Origin of the sequence: Enterovibrio qingdaonensis (genome assembly GCF_028683135.1) — a bacterium.
Taxonomy (GTDB): domain Bacteria; phylum Pseudomonadota; class Gammaproteobacteria; order Enterobacterales; family Vibrionaceae; genus Enterovibrio; species Enterovibrio qingdaonensis.
Genome location: NZ_JAJUBB010000010.1, coordinates 1 through 18660 on the forward strand (window position 1 = coordinate 1; position 18660 = coordinate 18660).

15 protein-coding genes are annotated in these 18660 nt (G+C 47.3%); 9 read left to right on the top strand and 6 right to left on the bottom strand.

The annotated features are described in order from the left end of the window. Positions 1–33 precede the first annotated feature (33 nt). Positions 34–1680, bottom strand: coding sequence for a phosphoglucomutase (alpha-D-glucose-1,6-bisphosphate-dependent) (gene pgm, locus LRP49_RS14345; RefSeq protein WP_274142990.1), 1647 nt, complete (start codon positions 1678–1680; stop codon positions 34–36). A 124-nt stretch (positions 1681–1804) separates the two neighbouring features. Then, the gene (seqA, locus tag LRP49_RS14350; RefSeq protein ID WP_274142991.1) at positions 1805–2350 is read right to left on the bottom strand and encodes a replication initiation negative regulator SeqA; all 546 of its coding nucleotides are present in this window, start codon (positions 2348–2350) and stop codon (positions 1805–1807) included. A gap of 100 nt (positions 2351–2450) precedes the next feature. Between seqA and LRP49_RS14355 the strand changes: the two genes are divergently transcribed. From LRP49_RS14355 to fldA, 3 genes are all read left to right on the top strand, one after another. Continuing rightward, on the top strand, positions 2451–3224 hold the full coding sequence (locus LRP49_RS14355) for an alpha/beta fold hydrolase (RefSeq protein ID WP_274142992.1): 774 nt from the start codon (positions 2451–2453) through the stop codon (positions 3222–3224). 59 nt (positions 3225–3283) lie between these two features. After that, positions 3284–3505 carry a DUF2788 domain-containing protein gene (locus LRP49_RS14360; protein WP_274142993.1) on the top strand — a complete coding sequence of 74 codons (222 nt, stop codon included), beginning with the start codon at positions 3284–3286 and terminating at the stop codon, positions 3503–3505. A 109-nt stretch (positions 3506–3614) separates the two neighbouring features. Next, positions 3615–4142, top strand: a complete 528-nt coding sequence (fldA, locus tag LRP49_RS14365; protein WP_274142994.1) for a flavodoxin FldA — start codon at positions 3615–3617, stop codon at positions 4140–4142. A gap of 70 nt (positions 4143–4212) precedes the next feature. Here fldA and LRP49_RS14370 read toward each other — a convergent pair whose 3' ends face one another. After that, positions 4213–4701 carry a DUF4442 domain-containing protein gene (locus tag LRP49_RS14370; protein ID WP_274142995.1) on the bottom strand — a complete coding sequence of 163 codons (489 nt, stop codon included), beginning with the start codon at positions 4699–4701 and terminating at the stop codon, positions 4213–4215. Between the two features lie 195 nt (positions 4702–4896). Between LRP49_RS14370 and fur the strand changes: the two genes are divergently transcribed. Further along, entirely contained in the window at positions 4897–5340 is a 444-nt protein-coding gene (gene fur, locus LRP49_RS14375; RefSeq protein ID WP_274142996.1) for a ferric iron uptake transcriptional regulator, read from the top strand. 62 nt (positions 5341–5402) lie between these two features. Here fur and glnS read toward each other — a convergent pair whose 3' ends face one another. The 3 genes from glnS to nagE form a co-directional block, all read right to left on the bottom strand. Continuing rightward, positions 5403–7073 (bottom strand): glutamine--tRNA ligase, encoded by a 1671-nt coding sequence (glnS, locus tag LRP49_RS14380; protein ID WP_274142997.1) that lies wholly within the window; start codon positions 7071–7073, stop codon positions 5403–5405. A gap of 159 nt (positions 7074–7232) precedes the next feature. Continuing rightward, a complete protein-coding gene (locus LRP49_RS14385; protein ID WP_274142998.1) occupies positions 7233–9911 on the bottom strand; it encodes a beta-N-acetylhexosaminidase in 2679 nt (892 codons plus the stop codon). A gap of 96 nt (positions 9912–10007) precedes the next feature. Next, a complete protein-coding gene (gene nagE / locus LRP49_RS14390) occupies positions 10008–11504 on the bottom strand; it encodes an N-acetylglucosamine-specific PTS transporter subunit IIBC (protein WP_274142999.1) in 1497 nt (498 codons plus the stop codon). Positions 11505–11768: 264 nt separating this feature from the next. On the opposite strand from nagE, the gene nagB reads away from it, so the two are divergent. The 5 genes from nagB to asnB all read left to right on the top strand — a co-directional run bounded on the left by nagB (position 11769) and on the right by asnB (position 18573). Next, positions 11769–12569 carry a glucosamine-6-phosphate deaminase gene (nagB, locus tag LRP49_RS14395; RefSeq protein ID WP_274143000.1) on the top strand — a complete coding sequence of 267 codons (801 nt, stop codon included), beginning with the start codon at positions 11769–11771 and terminating at the stop codon, positions 12567–12569. Positions 12570–12584: 15 nt separating this feature from the next. Beyond that, positions 12585–13721, top strand: a complete 1137-nt coding sequence (gene nagA / locus LRP49_RS14400) for an N-acetylglucosamine-6-phosphate deacetylase (protein ID WP_274143001.1) — start codon at positions 12585–12587, stop codon at positions 13719–13721. A 7-nt stretch (positions 13722–13728) separates the two neighbouring features. Beyond that, positions 13729–14943, top strand: coding sequence for a DNA-binding transcriptional regulator NagC (gene nagC / locus LRP49_RS14405; RefSeq protein WP_274143002.1), 1215 nt, complete (start codon positions 13729–13731; stop codon positions 14941–14943). Between the two features lie 152 nt (positions 14944–15095). Further along, positions 15096–16664 carry a cation:proton antiporter family protein gene (locus LRP49_RS14410; protein ID WP_274143003.1) on the top strand — a complete coding sequence of 523 codons (1569 nt, stop codon included), beginning with the start codon at positions 15096–15098 and terminating at the stop codon, positions 16662–16664. A gap of 232 nt (positions 16665–16896) precedes the next feature. Further along, entirely contained in the window at positions 16897–18573 is a 1677-nt protein-coding gene (asnB, locus tag LRP49_RS14415; protein WP_274143004.1) for an asparagine synthase B, read from the top strand. Positions 18574–18660: the final 87 nt, after the last annotated feature.

Genomic DNA, 18660 nt, shown 5'->3' on the forward strand with positions numbered 1-18660 from the left:
CCCAGTTGGGTGGCTTTCTTTTCTATCTTACGCTTACAGGCCTGCGTTTTTAAATACGTCGCTGACGATTTGTTTTGCTTCTTCCTGAATTTGACGAAGATGCTCATCGCCTTTGAAGCTTTCGCAGTAAATCTTGTAAATGTCTTCCGTGCCTGACGGACGCGCAGCAAACCAACCAAATTCAGTCACGACTTTCAAGCCACCGATCGCTTGACCGTTACCTGGTGCATGCGTCAGTTTAGCGATAATTTCGTCACCCGCCATGGTAGTCGCTGTCACCATCTCTGCTGACAATTTGCTCAGTACTGCTTTTTGCTCGCCGTTTGCAACGGCTTGCAGGCGCGCATAGCTAGACTCGCCAAACTTTTCTGCCAGCTCATTGTAATACTGTTGCGGGTTCTTGCCGGTAACAGCCGTAATTTCTGCAGCTAAAAGACACAGAAGGATGCCATCTTTGTCGGTCGCCCAAGGTGTTCCATCTTTACGCAAGAAAGATGCACCCGCGCTTTCTTCGCCGCCAAAGCCCAGCTCACCGGAATAAAGGCCGTCTACAAACCATTTAAAACCGACTGGTACTTCACAAAGATTGCGGCCCAAGTTTGCAACCACTTTGTCAATGATTGCGCTTGATACCAACGTCTTACCTACACCGACTTCACTGCCCCATTGTGGACGGTGTTGGTAAAGGTAATCGATGCACACGGCCAAGTAATGGTTCGGGTTCATCAAACCGCTTGGCGTCACAATGCCATGACGGTCAAAGTCTGGGTCGTTGCCGAAAGCCAGATCGAACTGATCTTTGTATTCCAGAAGACCTGCCATTGCAGACGGTGACGAGCAGTCCATACGGATCACGCCGTCTTTATCCAAAGACATGAAGCGGAAAGACGGATCAATCGCGTCGTTAACCAGTGTGATGTCTAGTTCAAAGTGCGCAGCGATCGCTTTCCAATAATCGATGCCTGATCCGCCCAATGGATCCACACCCAGCTTCAAGCCCGCATTTTTGATTGCGGCCATATCGACAACCTGATCCAGCTCTTTCACATAAGGCATCACTAGGTCGGTTTCAACGAACAGCTCGCTTGCTGTCGCTTCCGCGAAAGAAATGCGGCGGACGCCTTCAAGACTTGCTGCAATCAGCGCATTCGCGCGAGACTCGATCGCTTTGGTTAGCTCGCCTTCTGCTGGACCACCGTGAGGCGGATTGTATTTAATACCGCCATCTTGTGGTGGGTTATGAGATGGTGTAATTACAATACCATCAGCATGGTCAGCATTTGCTTTGTTGTAAGCCAAAATTGCGTGAGAGATACCCGGGGTTGGCGTGTAACCACCCTTTTCCTGTGCAATCACTTTAACGCCGTTTGCAACGAGTACTTCTACTACCGAGCAAAATGCTGGCTCTGACAACGCGTGAGTATCCTTACCGACAAACAAAGGACCTGTGATGCCTTGTTCCGCACGTACGTCCGCAATTGCTTGTGCAATTGCCAAAATGTGGTGCTGGTTGAATGTTGATTTGTCGGCACATCCTCGGTGACCCGACGTACCAAACTCAACGTTATGCGCTGGGTTTGTTGGATCTGGCGTTAATTGGAAATAGTTGGATACCAACAGAGGAATATTGTGCAAATCGATTTGCAGCGCGCGTTGACCTGCGCGTTCACTACTAGCCATGACTTCGCATCCTTTCAGGAACTTGAAAAACAAAAACAAGTAGAGGCCCGTCAATGACAAAGCCTCTATAAATTCTATCTATTTGAACAGCAACCAAACGTTCACAGAGCTTATCGACCGGACGTTAAATTTCGCCAGCCACTTTTTCAGTGATGTCGTTAGTGAATCCCATTTTCGTCATTAGTTGTTCTACCATCTGACGTTTACGACCCGTATTGGTATTTGTGATCACCCAAAATGGTGTACCTGGAATATGTTTAGGCTTGGTTGTTTTGCCACTTTCGAGCAATGTCTGTTCGTTATCTGCGAAATAGACGCGAGTGCGACCTTTCAATGCCGTTGCTTCAGAAAAAGCGAGGTCATCAATGCGGTACAAGGTTGCAAGAACCAGCATAAAGCGGCCAATTGCTCTCTCTTGTACTGCGAATTCATCTGAGATCAACAAGGAGCGCATTTCTTTCACGCGATCAACTGTGTCGCTCTTACCCGCATCTTTACTGACAACAATTCCCTTCGTTTTCTGAGCAGGGATCAATGTTGCAACGGGTTGTTGCTCCATCTGCGGTGCCATAAGAAGTCTGCGCAGGATGTCCGATGCACTTTCGCCAATGTGCTGTGTCTGACTGGCGATGTACCGGTATAGCTCTTCATCAACCTCAATTGTCTTCATCGTTCGATCATCGTGTCCTAATTTCAATTCAACGGGGCGATTATACAGAGTTAGACAGGTATACTCTACGGCAAACGATTCATATTGAGAGAAAACATCGGTGTTTTTGAACTTTAAGATCCAAGGCGAAGGCGAACCATTGCTCCTGATCCACGGGCTTTTTGGCAGTTTAGATAACCTAGGTGGTTTAGCGCGTGTTTTGGCTGAACATTACAAGGTATATCAGATTGATCTTCCTAATCATGGCTTGTCTCCAAGAAGCCTCAATGTCGACTATGCGTCGCAAGCCGATGCCGTACTCGCATTTCTCGATCAACAAGATCTCAACTGCATATCCGTTGTGGGTCACTCTATGGGCGGAAAAGTGGCCATGATGATGGCAACCCGATACCCAGAACGTATTAAGCAATTAGTTGTCATGGATATTGCTCCCGTAAGATATCAAGTGCGTCGTCACGACAACGTATTTTCTGGGCTTAACGCCTCCATGCAACAACCAATTAATAGCCGTAAAGACGCAGAAGCAAAACTGGCAGATCACATCGTTGACCCCGGTGTGCGTCAGTTTCTATTGAAATCTCTAGCTCGCCAAGAAGACGGTACGTTTGACTGGCGGTTCAATGTCGACGCCTTAGAGGCGAATTACGAAGACATTACAGGCTGGACAAACGTTGGTCAGTATCCGGGTAACACGTTGTTTTTGAAAGGCGGTGAATCTGACTACATTTCTGCCGAACATCGCGATGAAATTGAAGCTCAGTTTCCCAACGCAAAGGCACATGTTGTTGCTAACACCGGTCACTGGCTACATGCAGAAAAGCCCGAAACTGTCGCTCGTGTGATCACCCGCTTTTTAACAAAGTCTGAGCGTTAACAGACAGATGGCAGTTATGCTATAGTTCGCGCGATTAAAGATCCGACAGGGAGACGGACATGCTGTATGAGCACTTTGAACTGCTCGAAAAGATAGGCCTGGATTTACTCTTTGCCAGCATCTTCTTTTTTATCGGTATGGCAATCAAGGACGTGCTTAACGAAGGAAACGTTCCGCCTTTTGGGCGTCGCATCGTCTGGTTGGTTCTTTTCCTCGGATGTGCAGGATTTATTACCAAAGGCGTGATTCAAATATTCTGGGAAGGTGTTGGCATTGGCTAACAACTTTCTACATATTTAAGGAAGAGAGAAGACATCACCTTCTCCTACACTTTACTTTGCGAGATGTGTATATTGCATCTCAATAAACAGAACATAGGTATTCTCGATTATGGCAAGCGTAGGTCTCTTCTTTGGCAGCGATACAGGTAACACTGAAGCCATTGCCAAGATGATTCAAAAACAACTGAGCAAAGAAATGGTCCACGTTCAGGACATCGCAAAGAGCAGCAAAGAAGACATCGATAATTTCGATCTGCTGCTACTGGGTATCCCTACTTGGTACTACGGCGAAGCACAATGTGACTGGGATGACTTTTTCCCAGAGCTAGAGCAAATTGATTTTTCAACGAAGCTGGTAGCGATTTTCGGTTGTGGTGACCAAGAAGACTACGCGGAATACTTCTGTGACGCGATGGGCACCATCCGTGACATCGTAGAGTCTAAAGGCGGTACCATTATTGGTAACACCTCAACCGATGGCTATGAGTTTGAAGCATCAAAAGCGTTGGTAGACGACAATAACTTCGTTGGTCTGTGTATCGACGAAGACCGTCAACCAGAATTGACTGCACAGCGCGTTGAAAACTGGGTTAAACAAATCCACGAAGAAATGTGCCTGTCTGAGCTGGAAGACTAATCTTCCAACAGTCATGAAAAACGCGCCTGTGGCGCGTTTTTTTATGCTTATAGCAAACCCCATCATTGATTTACGTGGCTTTCATCTGCTCACTATCCCGATATCTCGGTTTTTTCCTCACGTACAACACTCTCTTGACCTGACTAACCACCTCTCCGTCAGCATCAACCACGTTTACCACAAACTCCGGAAAGACTTTGTCGCCATTTTCTGTACCATGACGAATTGACGCGATTGCGTCTTCAGAGATCACAAAATCTGCAAAGAGATCCGTGTTTCCAGGCTTAATGAAATTGATGTCTGCCTCTTTATCCCAGACAAAATAACGCTCGCGAAGAATACCCATCAGCATCAAAGCATAGACCGGGTCCGTCATTGAAAAAATGCTGCCGCCATATTGGGTACGGTTGGCATTCTTATTCCACCAGCGAAGCTTCAATTTCACTTTAACCTCTCGAAAATCATCTGAGATTGAGAGTATTTTGATGCCAGCCCCCCAAAATGGTGGCCAACTGTTAAGCGCAAACTTCACGACCTTAGGTTTATAGAATTTGTACACTTGAAATCCTTTTCTGGTCAAACCAGTTTTATCGTGCCACTTTTCTATTCCAGCGACAAGCCGCAAAACCAACCAAACAACTCAGATATTTGTACTATGCTACTGGCGGCGGCTTATCACATTTGTTACGCTAGTTATCAATTTTTCCCGTTCTCAATACATTCTAGGGAAAAGCAATTACGTAGGAAGAACCGGATGTCAGATAACAATAAGGCATTGAAAGACGCAGGGCTTAAAGTCACTCTGCCTCGATTGAAAATCTTAGAAGTCTTGCAAGAGCCGGACTGTCAGCACATCAGCGCAGAAGATCTTTATAAAAAGCTGATCGACATCGGTGAAGAAATCGGTCTTGCGACTGTATACCGTGTTTTGAACCAGTTTGACGATGCAGGGATAGTGACTCGTCACCATTTCGAAGGCGGCAAGTCAGTATTTGAATTGGCAACCCAGCATCACCATGATCATTTAGTTTGTCTTGATTGCGGTAAAGTGATCGAGTTCACCGATAATGTGATCGAACAGCGACAACGCGAAATCGCAAATAAGTTTAATGTCCGTCTGACAAACCACAGCTTGTACCTTTACGGTCACTGCTTGGAAGGCGATTGCAAAGCTGATCCTAGCTTGCACGACGCATAATAAAATATCGACATAAAAAAACCGGAGCAATCGCTCCGGTTTTTTTCGTATCAAATTGCAAATTATTGCGCTTCGATTTTCGCCCAAGTATCGCGAAGGCCAACAGTACGGTTAAATACCAATGCATCTTCTTTGCTGTCTTTACGATCTGCACAGAAGTAACCCATTCGCTCAAACTGGAAACCTTGCTCAGCAGACGCCGCTTTCAGGCTTGGTTCAACGTAACCACGAACCACTTGCAATGACTCAGGGTTAATCGTTGCTGCAAAATCATCTGCTGCACCTGGGTTTGGCACAGTGAATAGACGGTCGTACAGACGGAATTCAGCGTCAATACCTGCGTCTGCAGATACCCAGTGAATCACACCTTTCGCCTTGCGGCCATCAGCAGGATCTTTACCCAGTGTCTCAGGGTCGTAAGTACAGTAAACGGTCGTTACGTTGCCGTTTTCGTCTTTTTCACAACGCTCTGCTTTCACATAGTAAGCGTTACGAAGACGCACTTCTTTGCCCAGAACCAGACGCTTATACTTCTTGTTCGCTTCTTCGCGGAAATCTTCAGCTTCAATCCAGATTTCGCGGCTGAACGGAACTTCACGCTCGCCCATCTCTGGTTTGTTCGGGTGATTTGACGCCTTTAACGTTTCAATCTCACCTTCTGGGAAGTTCTCGATTACCAGCTTGATTGGATCCAGAACAGCCATTGCACGCGGTGCATTGTCATTCAGATCATCACGAACACAAGACTCCAGTGAGCTCATCTCGATGGTGTTGTCTTGCTTAGTAACACCGATGCGCTTACAGAATTCACGGATAGCTGCAGGCGTATAACCACGGCGACGCAAGCCAGAAATGGTTGGCATACGTGGGTCATCCCAACCGTTTACCAAATTCTCGCTCACTAGTTGGCTCAGCTTACGCTTAGACATCACGGTGTATTCAAGATTCAAACGGCTGAATTCGTACTGACGTGGCTGACATTCAATCGTGATGTTATCCAGCACCCAATCGTACAGACGACGGTTGTCTTGGAATTCCAGCGTACACAGGCTGTGTGTAATGCCTTCAATCGCATCAGAAATACAGTGTGTAAAGTCGTACATTGGGTAAATGCACCACTTGTCACCTGTTTGATGGTGATGGGCAAAACGCACACGGTACAGAACAGGGTCACGCATCACCATAAACGGTGACGCCATGTCGATTTTCGCGCGCAGACACACTTTACCTTCTGCGAACTCACCGTTCTTCATCTTCGCGAACAGCTCAAGGTTTTCCTCAACGCTACGATCACGGTATGGGCTGTGCTTACCTGGCGCAGTCAGTGTACCGCGGTATTCGCGAATCTCATCTGGGCTCAGGTCTTCAACGTAAGCCAAACCTTTTTCGATCAGCTCAACGGCGTAGCCATGTAGACGATCAAAATAGTCAGATGAGTAGCAAACCTGGCCATCCCACTGGAAGCCCAACCAGTTCACATCGTCTTTGATCGACTCAACAAACTCGATGTCTTCTTTTTCTGGGTTGGTGTCGTCAAAACGCAGGTTACATTGACCCTGGTAATCTTTCGCGATGCCAAAGTTCAGACAGATCGATTTTGCGTGTCCAATGTGCAGATAGCCATTTGGCTCTGGTGGAAAACGCGTGTGGACTGTGGTGTGTGCACCACTCGCCAAATCTTTATCAATGATTTGACGGATGAAATTGGTTGGACGAGCCTCAGACTCACTCATCAAATTTACCTCGTAGGAAGATCCGGATACGAAATTTTTAAAATTAACGCCCAATGATCCACGATCACGACGGTTTACTCAACCACTACTGAACGTAGAAGCACCAATTGAACAAAAAAAAGCCCGCTAAGTGCGGGCTTTGAGTGGATGAGGACGAAATTACAGAGAAACTGCGCGGCCTTCGCGTTGTTTATCCGCGCTCAGTGCGCGTACTTGCACTTTGCTTGCGTCTTCAATTGCAACTGGCGCAGCGTAATCAGTCCAAGACTTACCGCCGTCTACAGAGTACTGAAGAGGCAGGCCTGGTAGGCTGATGTTCATGTGCAGTTTGCCTTCTTGCATCACCGCACCTGGAACAGGAATGCGGTAGTTGATGCCAGATGCATCCAGTTTCGCCATTTCACGCTGACCCATTACGTTTGCAAAGCGTGTCCAGTCTTGTAGCTGTGCATCTTTGTCAACGTGAGTGGTTTGCTGGTTGAACTGCTTACCTGCTTGGTAATCCAGTTCCCAGTCAGCTTTGTGCCATGCACGCTCAGCCGCTGCGATAACGCGCGGGAATACCATGTACTCGTACTGCTCGTCAGTACGTACCGTTTCACTCCATAGCTGTGCAGACAGACCGTAGAAACCTTCGTTGTGGTCTACAGTGCCTTTACCGTTAAAGCCGTTACCGTCACGGTCAACAGAGGTTTCCGCGTTCTGAGGCAGGTTCTCTGGTGCGAAACCGAACATCTTGCGAGTGTCGGTTGCACGCGTTGCCCAGTAGTAACCGCGCTCTTTCGGGTCAACTTCGTATGGCATGTCCATGTACACGTAGTCTGGGTTAGATACGATCAAGTCGTAGCCTTTTGCTGCCCAGTCGTACGCTGACGCGTCACCGCCCCAGTACAGAACGTCCCAGAAGTTTACACGGGTGTTTTCGGTTTCGAATGCTGACGCATCTTTCGAATACTTCAGGCCATCCTGCCATGCTTGGAAGTTTTCAATGCCGTTTTCAGAAACTACACCACTGACTTTCTCAGCAAAGTAGCTTGGCAGGTGACCGAAATCAGACACTACGCCTTCTTCAATCAGCTTCTGACACATTGGCGACTTCGCAAATGGCTTGTCTTGCTGGCTCAGGTCGATAGACCCTTTCCATGCAACAGGCTCAGAAGCATTGATGTCTTGGAAACCTGCATTCAGCTTGATGTTCTTCGCTTCGTCACCACCGAAGTGCCAGGTGCTCAATGGCATACCTGCTTCTTCGTGCATCGCTTTCACTTCGGTGATTACTTTGGTCACGAAGTTCAGCGAAGAATCCATACAAGGGTTTACAAAGCTGCGCTTGTCGTAAAACTGAACGGTCGTTACGTTAGACGTATCCATTGGATCCATCAGACGAAACTCTTCTGCTTTCGCCAGATCGCCCTGCTCTGCGTATTTCTTGTAACGCGCTTCCATAGAAACCACTGCTGCACGTGAGTGTGCAGGCATGTCGATTTCTGGGATCACTTCGATACCACGCGCTTTCGCGTGCTCAAGAATTTCGATGTAATCCGCTTTCGAGAAGAAGCCTGAACCAAAGTTGTCGCTGTCTGGACCTGAGCCCAGTTGTGGCAGTAGACATGACGTCTCTGACAGGTCGTGACAACGCTCTGCACCCACGTCAGTCAGTTCTGGCAGACCCGGGATTTCCAAACGCCAGCCTTCATCGTCAGTCAGGTGAAGGTGCAGTTTGTTCAGCTTGTACGCCGCCATTTGGTCAACGGTGCGCAGGATAGCGTCTTTTGAGTGGAAGTTACGCGCTACGTCTACCATTACACCACGGTATTGGAAGCGTGGCGCATCTTCAATTGCTACCCAAGGCAGAACCTCAGTGTCACCTTTGCTCATCAGAGCCAGCATAGATTGCAGACCGTAGAACGCACCTACACTGTCGTAGCCCAGCACCTCAACACCCGCTGCATTGATTGCCAGTTTGTATGCGCCAGAAACGGCTTCTTCGCCTTCAAATGCCTTAGCATCTACGTTGATGTTAAGTGCGACGTCGCCCTTAACGTTCACATCCAACAACTCTGCACGCTCTTCAAACGCTGCTAGTTGAGCGGCATCCAGAGCGTTGTTAGTGATAGCAAAACCGCCAGCAACGTTCAGCTCACCGCGCATTTGACGTGCTTTCAATGGTGTTGGGATGATAGCTGCTTCGATCGCACCTTCAGCCAGTGCTTCTACATCGCTGTTTTTCGCAAAACGTGAAGCTGCAGTCGCCAGGATGTTGTTGTCTTCTGGAACACGCTTGTATTCGTTACCTTCGATTTCTGACACAAACGCATCCACGTTTTCAGTGTTCAGAGACTCGATAGCTTTTGGTGTTGCGTCGCCTGATACCACGTATGCGCGAGGCATAAAGTCAGTTTCAAACAATGTCCAGTATTCTTGGATTAGGGGGATTTCAATCGTTTCGCCAGCCGCGAAGCCTTTGAAAGATTCGGTAGGTGTCAGGACATACAGGTCACCAGTGATGTGCTCGATGGTGAAGTCTTTGTTGGCAACTTCTAGGATAACGCGAATGCTGTGCAGGTAGATTTTCCAATCGTTGCTTTCAACAGCGTCACCGTCGTTCACCACAGTCATGGTGATTTCGTTACAAGATGCCCACTCTGCACCCATTTCCTGACACGCCATACCTTCTTGCGCACCGTGGTTAGTCACGATGTCGTAGCTGATGTTTAGCTGAGAAGACAATGCGTCAACGATGTGTTGTTGCTCTGAGCCTAACTGCAGAGTACCGCAACCAGTCAGGCCTGCAGCAATAGCCGCAGATAGCATTCCAAGCTTAAATGTTTGTTTCATATATCTATTTCCCTACGAATATGGCCGAAAAAGGCCCAAAAAAAGCCGACCCCGTAAAAGGCCGGCTATATTGACTGTTTAGTCAGTATTTATTAATTAAGGCAGTTTTACGTCAGACAGGTCTTCAGTAGTGCCGACTTTCTTCATTTCGCCAGCAACGATTTCTGCCAAAGGACCCAAGATAACTTGCAGGTTATTGGTGCCCAGTTTAACAACGCCCATTGCACCCAGTGCTTTCAGCGTTTTCTCGTCGATTTGGCTGCCGTCTTTAACAGTCAGACGCAGACGAGTAATACATGCATCGATGTTGGTCAGGTTGTCGTGACCACCCAGTGCTTTCAGGTACTGACGAGCTAGGATACCAGTCTCTTTAGAACCTGTTACGCCGTTCGCTGGTGCTTCTTCGTCCAGATCTTCACGACCAGGAGTCGCCAGATTGAACTTAACGATTGCAGTGCGGAATACCACGTAGTAAACGCTTGCAAATACCAGACCTTGGATGATCAGCATGTACCAGTCTTTCGCCAGTGGGTTACGCGTAGACAGAACCATATCTACTAAACCTGCTGAGAAGCCGAAGCCTGCAATCCACTGCATAGATGCTGCGATGTATACAGAGATACCAGTCAGCAATGCGTGAAGAACGTATAGGCCAGGTGCTAGGAACATGAATGAGAATTCAAGAGGCTCAGTTACACCAGTAAAGAATGATGCGAATGCAGCAGCAACCATGATGCCCGCTACTTTCTCTTTGTTTTCTGGCTTAGCAGTGTGGTAGATAGCCAGAGCCGCACCAGGCAGACCGAACATCATGATTGGGAAGAAGCCCGCTTGGTACATACCTGTTACACCAACAGTCGCAGTACCTTCAGCGATAGATTTCGCGCCACCCAGGAAGTTAGGGATGTCGTTGATACCCGCTACGTCAAACCAGAATACTGAGTTCAGAGCGTGGTGCAGACCTACAGGGATCAGAAGACGGTTGAAGAACGCGTATACACCCGCACCCACTTCGCCCATACCTTGGATGCCTTCACCAAAGCTTACCAGACCACCGTAAACAGTAGGCCATACGTACATCAGTACGAAAGCAATGAAGATACCCGCGATAGAAGTCAGGATAGGAACCAGACGCTTGCCCGAGAAGAACGCCAGTGCTTTGTGCAGTTCAACAGAAGAGAAACGGTTGTACAGCTCAGCAGAAACGATACCAACCAGGATACCTACGAATTGGTTGTTGATCTTACCAAACGCTGCAGGAACAGCACTTGGGTCGATACCTTGAATCTGAGCAACCGCACCCGGTGCAAGCAGAGTGGTAACAACCAAGAAACCAACGAAACCAGACAGTGCAGCCGCACCATCTTTATCTTTAGACATACCGTACGCAACACCAACTGCGAACAGTACAGACATATTGTCGATGATTGCCGCACCAGCTTTGATCAAGAATGCAGCAAGTGCGCTGTTCGCACCCCAGCCATTCGGGTCAATCCAGTAACCGACACCCATAAGAATTGCAGCTGCAGGAAGCACGGCAACTGGTACCATTAGTGCTTTACCTACTTTTTGAAAGTAACCGAGAATATTCACCTTTGTTCCCCCTATGTGGTTATTTCTCAGAGTTGTAATGACAACATGGGATTTTTTTTACTATCCAATGTGAGTCAGTGGCAGTGTATTCCATTAATTTCGCCCCGCAAATTAAAACGAATGCAATTGTGATTTTTGTCACTCAAAACACTATGAGATCCAGTTTTTTGCTAGCACGCTCATAAAACTTATTTTATGATGAAAAGTAAGATACGAATCGATTACCATTGAATCAGATTTTGAATTAACTATTGAGGTGTCCCTGTGAGACTTATCCCGCTACAAACTGCACATGAAGTAGGCCTTTGGTCAGCACGTTATATCGTTGATGCAATTAACAAATTTGCACCAACCGAAGATCGCCCGTTTGTTCTGGGTTTGCCTACTGGCGGCACCCCTTTGAACACTTACAAGCAACTGATTCACCTTCATAAGCAAGGCGAAGTAAGCTTCAAACACGTGGTAACTTTCAACATGGACGAATACTGTGGTATCCCTGCGGATCACCCAGAATCGTACCGCAGCTTCATGTTCAACAACTTCTTCAATCATATTGATATTCAAGAAGAAAACATCAACCTGTTGAACGGCAATGCTGAAGACCACATCGTAGAGTGCAAACGCTACGAAGACAAAATCAAGTCTTACGGTAAAATCAACCTGTTCATGGGTGGCATTGGTAACGACGGTCACATTGCATTTAACGAGCCTGCATCGTCTCTGTCTTCACGTACTCGCATCAAAACACTGACTGAAGACACGCGTATTGCGAACTCTCGTTTCTTCGACAACGATATCAACCAAGTACCAAAACACGCACTGACTATCGGTGTTGGTACACTGCTTGACGCAGAAGAAGTAATGATCCTGATCACCGGTCATAACAAAGCATTGGCTCTGCAAGCGGCGGTAGAAGGTTCAGTAAATCACCTTTGGACTGTTTCTGCTCTTCAGCTACACCCTAAAGCACTGATGGTTTGTGACGATCCTTCAACTGCAGAGCTGAAAGTGAAGACTGTTAAGTACTTCCAAGAGCTAGAAGCTCAAAACATCAAGAACCTGTAAGGTAAGGAAGTTTTCATGTACGCACTGATTAACTGCCGTATTTTTACCGGCAGCGACGTGCTGGACAATCAAGCCGTCATCATTGATGGCGGCCTGATCCAGAACATTTGCCAAGAAAATGAATTGCCAGAAGGCATTGAGACCCGTTCTCTGGACGGTGCTTACCTGACTCCTGGCTTTATCGACCTTCAGCTAAATGGCTGTGGTGGCGTGATGTTTAACGACCAAGTAACGGCCGAAACAATCCGCACTATGCATTTGGCGAACTTGAAGTCTGGCTGTACCAGCTTCCTGCCAACGCTGATCACGTCTTCTGACGAAGACATGAAGGCGTCGGTTGAAGCGATTCGTGACTACCAAGCTCAATACGCAAACGAGGCACTGGGTCTGCACCTTGAAGGTCCATACCTGAATGTTGCGAAAAAAGGCATTCACAGCGTTGACTACATCCGTCGCTCTGACGATGCGATGATCGACTTTATCGCTGCGAACGCAGATGTTGTTACGAAAGTAACACTGGCACCTGAGCTAACCCCAGCGGGACACATTGAAAAACTGGCTGAAGCTGGGATCGTTGTTTCGGCGGGTCACACTAACGCTAGCTACGTAGAAGCACGTGAAGGCTTTAAAGCCGGCATTACATTTGCGACTCACCTGTTTAACGCGATGACACCAATCGCAGGTCGTGAACCTGGCATGGTTGGCGCAATCTACGATACGCCAGAAGTCTACACCGGCGTTATCGCCGACGGATTCCACGTTGATTACGCGAACATCCGTATTGCCCACAAACTGAAAGGTGAAAAACTGGTTCTGGTTACCGATGCAGCAGCGCCTGCAGGAGCCGACATGGATCACTTTATTTTTGTTGGTAAGAAAGTATATTACCGTGATGGTAAGTGTGTTGATGAAAACGGCACGCTTGGCGGTTCGGCATTGACCATGATTGAAGCAGTACAGAACTCTGTCGAACATGTAGGTATCGCTTTGGATGAAGCGGTTCGCATGGCAACACTGTACCCTGCATGTGCTATCGGTATGGATAACAAGCTTGGCCGTATCAAAAAAGGATACGTAGCTAACTTGGCTGTGTTTGACCGTGATTTCAATGTCAAAGCGACGATCGTTAACGGCGAATACACATTGAATTAGGACATTTATGACTGGCGGACAAATCGGTAACGTAGATCTGGTTAAACAGCTAAACGGTGCCGCCGTTTATAGACTCATCGACCAGCAAGGTCCGATTTCTCGAATACAAATTGCTGATGTGAGTAGCCTTGCTCCCGCAAGTGTGACTAAAATTACCCGCCAGTTGCTTGAGCGCGGCCTTATTAAAGAGGTTGCGCAACAAGCGTCCACCGGAGGTCGACGAGCTATCTCGTTGACCACCGAGTGCGCCCCCTTCCATTCCCTTGCAGTAAGACTCGGCCGAGAGCGCATTGAATTAGCGCTATTTGACCTATCAGGGAAACCTTTGGCGGTTCACGAGGAGTCTTTCCACTATCCAAGTCAGGAAGCGTTGATAGAAGGACTACTTCATCACCTACATAGCTTTCTTGCTGCGAAACAAGACATCCTAAAAGAGTTGATTGCGGTATCTATCTCCTTACCAGGCCTTGTCGATGCCGAGACCGGTATTGTCGAATATATGCCACATATTTCGATCGATAAATTACCGTTGAGTGACTTAATTCGCGACGAATTTGGTGTGCAATGTTTCATCGGTAATGACACTCGTGGTCAGGCTCTAGCGGAACATTATTTCGGGGTGAGTAAAAATTACCACGACACACTTCTTGTCAGTGTTCACAACGGTGCAGGCGCAGGTATCATCGTCAACGGGCAAGTATTTTTGGGTTATAACCGCAACGTCGGCGAGATCGGACATATCCAAATAGACCCACTGGGTAAAAAGTGTCAGTGTGGCAACTTTGGGTGTCTAGAAACTGTCGCGTCTAACCCTGCCATTATCGAACACGCGCAACAGCTTTTGGCACAAGGCCATGAAAGTATGTTGCAAGGTAAACAAGAGCTGGATGTGTCAGATATTTGCCGCGCCGCCGTAGCAGGTGACGAATTGGCTCGACAAGTACTGGTAAAAGTCGGGAATCATTTAGGCAAAGCGATTGCCATGACAATCAACTTGTTCAATCCACAACAGGTCGTTATTTCTGGTGAGATAACCGAAGCCAATAGCGTTGTGTTCCCTGCGATTCAACGATGCGTAGAAAACCAATCTTTACGTACTTTCCATCAGAATCTACCTATTGTCGCAGCTGGGCTATCTGCCACACCAACACTTGGTGCATTTGCTTTGGTTAAGCGAGCCATGCTTAATGGCGCGCTATTGCAAAAGCTACTGGAAGACTGATTTTTCGGTCCCTAGTAACATCTCGTTTCAAAGGCGGCACTGGTTAATGGTGCCGCCTTTGTTTTATTATACTGTTACAAAATTCTTTTAATTCTGTTGGTTAGCTAATTTGTCGCTGATCGACACATTCATTCAGGACGAATCACGCACTTATGGATCTCGTTATAATTGCCGTTGCCTTTCTCAGCGGTTTTCTTATGCTACGTTGCCACATGCCGCCTTTGGTCGGCTTTTTAATCGCAGGCTTTGCACTTCATGCTGCAGGGTTTACGTCAACGCCAATCATTCAATCACTCGCCGATCTTGGTGTAACACTTCTTCTGTTTACTATTGGCCTTAAGTTAGATGTACGCTCCCTGCTCAACAAAGAAATCTGGTTTGGAGCCTCGCTGCATAACGTCATGACGACGGCACTGTTCTCGCTTTGTCTTTTCGGCTTCAAAGCAATCGGCATTTCAGCGTTTCAAGATCTTGCTACAAATGAACTGGTACTGTTCGCCTTTGCCTTATCATTCTCAAGTACCGTTTTTGCCATTAAAGCACTGCAAGAAAAAGGGGAAATGAACGCCACGTATGGCACATTGGCGATTGGTGTCCTGATCATGCAGGATATCTTTGCGGTTGTTTTCTTAACGATTGCATCAGGCAAAACACCCGGTATAGAAGCACTTATCCTCTTCGCCCTGCCCTTGCTACGTCCCTTGCTATTCCGCTTACTCGACAAAGCCGGGCATGGCGAGGTTCTCGTACTGTTCGGCGTATTTCTTGCGCTCGTATTAGGCGCAGGCCTGTTTGATGCCGTCGGAATGAAAGCGGATTTAGGCGCGCTTATTGTCGGGATGCTGATGGCGGGACACCCTCGCGCTTCCGAAATGGCAAAATCTCTTTTTAACGTCAAAGAACTGTTTTTGGTCTGCTTCTTCCTCAATATTGGCTTATCAGAGCAGCCCACGATGCAAGGCTTAATGATTGCACTGCTTCTCATGCTGCTACTTCCGATAAAAGGTCTTTTGTACTACCTTGTTTTCAACGGCTTTAAATTTCGCGTTCGCACGTCACTGTTTGCATCGCTCACACTCTTTAACTACAGCGAATTCGGCCTAATTGTAGGCGGTATTGCCTATCAATTAGGTATGTTACCCGGCAGCATACTGGTAGCAATCGCCATTGCCGTGTCTCTATCCTTTATGATTTCTGCACCCATAAATACCTTTAGCCATCGAATTTATAGCTCTGTCGCTAAACACTTCCACGATCCCGAACCTGAGCGCATAAACCATGGTGACCAATTGATCGATTTAGGCAACGCCAGCGTGGTAGTCCTTGGAATGGGCCGTATCGGAAGTGGTGCCTATGACGAAATGAGTGCGACCTATCCTGACGGTGTCCTAGGTATTGAGGCTCGTGAAGATTCAGTCGAAAAGCACATTGGCGAAGGACGACACGTTATCCATGGTGACGCAACTGACCCTGACTTTTGGTCCAGAGTAATCTCCTCAAAGCATATCGAACTGATACTCCTTGCTATGCCAAATAGCCAAGCAAACACCATTGCGATGGAGCAAATACAACAACTTGAATTTAAGGGTAAAGTGGCGGCTATTGCCCGCTATGCTGACGAACTGGAACAGTTGCAGGAACTGGGTGTAGATGCAGCATTCAATATTTACCGAGAAGCTGGCTCTGGTTTCGCGCGGCACGTAAAAGAGCAGTTGCGATAATAGATGTTACGGCCACTAACTATATTGATCGCAAAAGTGGCCTCTTTTTAACCTCACTGTGAACCTGATTCATTAGAAGACCTGCATTTCTGAATGAAATCTATCTACATGTCGAGTTTATTACTTTATTTTCCACAACAGGTTGCATTTTTTGTTCAGATTGGCAAATTGAGGTCAATACAAATTAAAAATACGTTAATACAGCGTAGTAAAGGAAGTTTGAGAGGGATTTATGTGTTCTGTATTTGGCATCTTAGATATTAAGTCCGATGCGACGCCATTGCGTCAAACAGCATTAGAAATGTCAAAATTGCTCCGCCATCGCGGCCCTGACTGGTCAGGTATTTACGCCTCAGACCGAGCAATTCTTGCCCACGAGCGTTTAGCGATTGTTGGCCTAAACAGTGGTGCTCAACCACTTTATAGCCCAGATCGTAAGCTCATCCTTGCCGTGAATGGTGAGATCTATAACCACAAAGAGATTCGTGCTCGCTACGAAGGCAAGTATGAATTTCAAACCGATTCTGACTGCGAAGTTATTTTGGCTCTTTATCAAGATAAAGGCGCAGAACTGCTGGAAGAGCTGAACGGTATCTTTGCCTTTGTTCTTTATGATGAAGAGAAAGATGAATACCTCGTAGGTCGTGACCACATTGGCATCATTCCGCTTTATCAAGGCTATGATGCACTGGGTAACTACTATGTTGCCTCTGAGATGAAAGCACTGGTACCAGTTTGTAGCAGTATCAGCGAATTCCCACCGGGTTCTTCTTATGGCTCAGGTGATGCAGAGCCTCAGCGTTACTACATTCGTGATTGGAACGAATTTGCTGCCGTTGAAAACAACGCAACGAGCAAAGAAGAACTGACAGAAGCACTTGAAGCTGCCGTTAAACGCCAGTTGATGACCGACGTACCTTATGGCGTTCTCCTTTCTGGTGGCTTGGATTCCTCTATTACTTCTGCAGTCGCGAAGCGCTTTGCCGCAATGCGTATTGAGGATGACGAGAAATCTGCAGCATGGTGGCCACAATTGCACTCTTTTGCTGTCGGACTAGAAGGTGCACCCGATCTAAAAGCAGCACGTGAAGTGGCCGATCAAATTGGTACTGTTCACCATGAAATGACTTACACCATTCAAGAAGGTTTGGATGCGATTCGTGACGTTATTTACCATATTGAAACGTATGACGTCACCACCATTCGTGCGTCCACCCCGATGTACCTGATGGGCCGAAAAATCAAAGCCATGGGTATCAAGATGGTGCTATCTGGCGAAGGTGCAGACGAGATCTTTGGCGGTTATCTGTATTTCCATAAAGCACCTAACGCGAAAGAATTCCACGAAGAGACAGTGCGTAAGCTACTTGCATTGAACATGTTCGACTGTGCACGTGCAAACAAGTCGTTAGCTGCATGGGGTGTGGAAGGCCGTGTACCTTTCCTCGACAAAGAGTTTATCGATGTCGCTATGCGCCTAAACCCGAAAGACAAGATGTGTGGCAACGGGAAGATGGAGAAGCACATTCTTCGCGAATGCTTTGAGCATTACTTACCAGAAGCCATCGCATGGCGCCAAAAAGAACAGTTCTCTGATGGTGTTGGCTATAGCTGGATTGACACCTTAAAGGCTGTAGCAGAAGAGAAAGTGACAGACCAGCAAATGGAGACTGCACAATTTCGCTTCCCATATAACACACCAACAACCAAAGAAGGTTATGCGTACCGTGAAATCTTTGAAGAGTTGTTCCCACTAGCAAGTGCCGCTGAATGTGTGCCTGGTGGCCCTTCAATCGCCTGCTCAAGTGCGAAAGCCATCGAATGGGATGAAAGCTTTAAGAATGCAGCAGACCCTTCAGGTCGTGCAGTAGCAGCCGTACACAATGAGGCTTACGCGCAAAGCAAGTAATTAGGCCGTCCCACAAAAACAAGCCGATGAATCCGTTCATCGGCTTTTTCGTTTCCTGCTCTCGCAACACTCAAACGACACCACGGC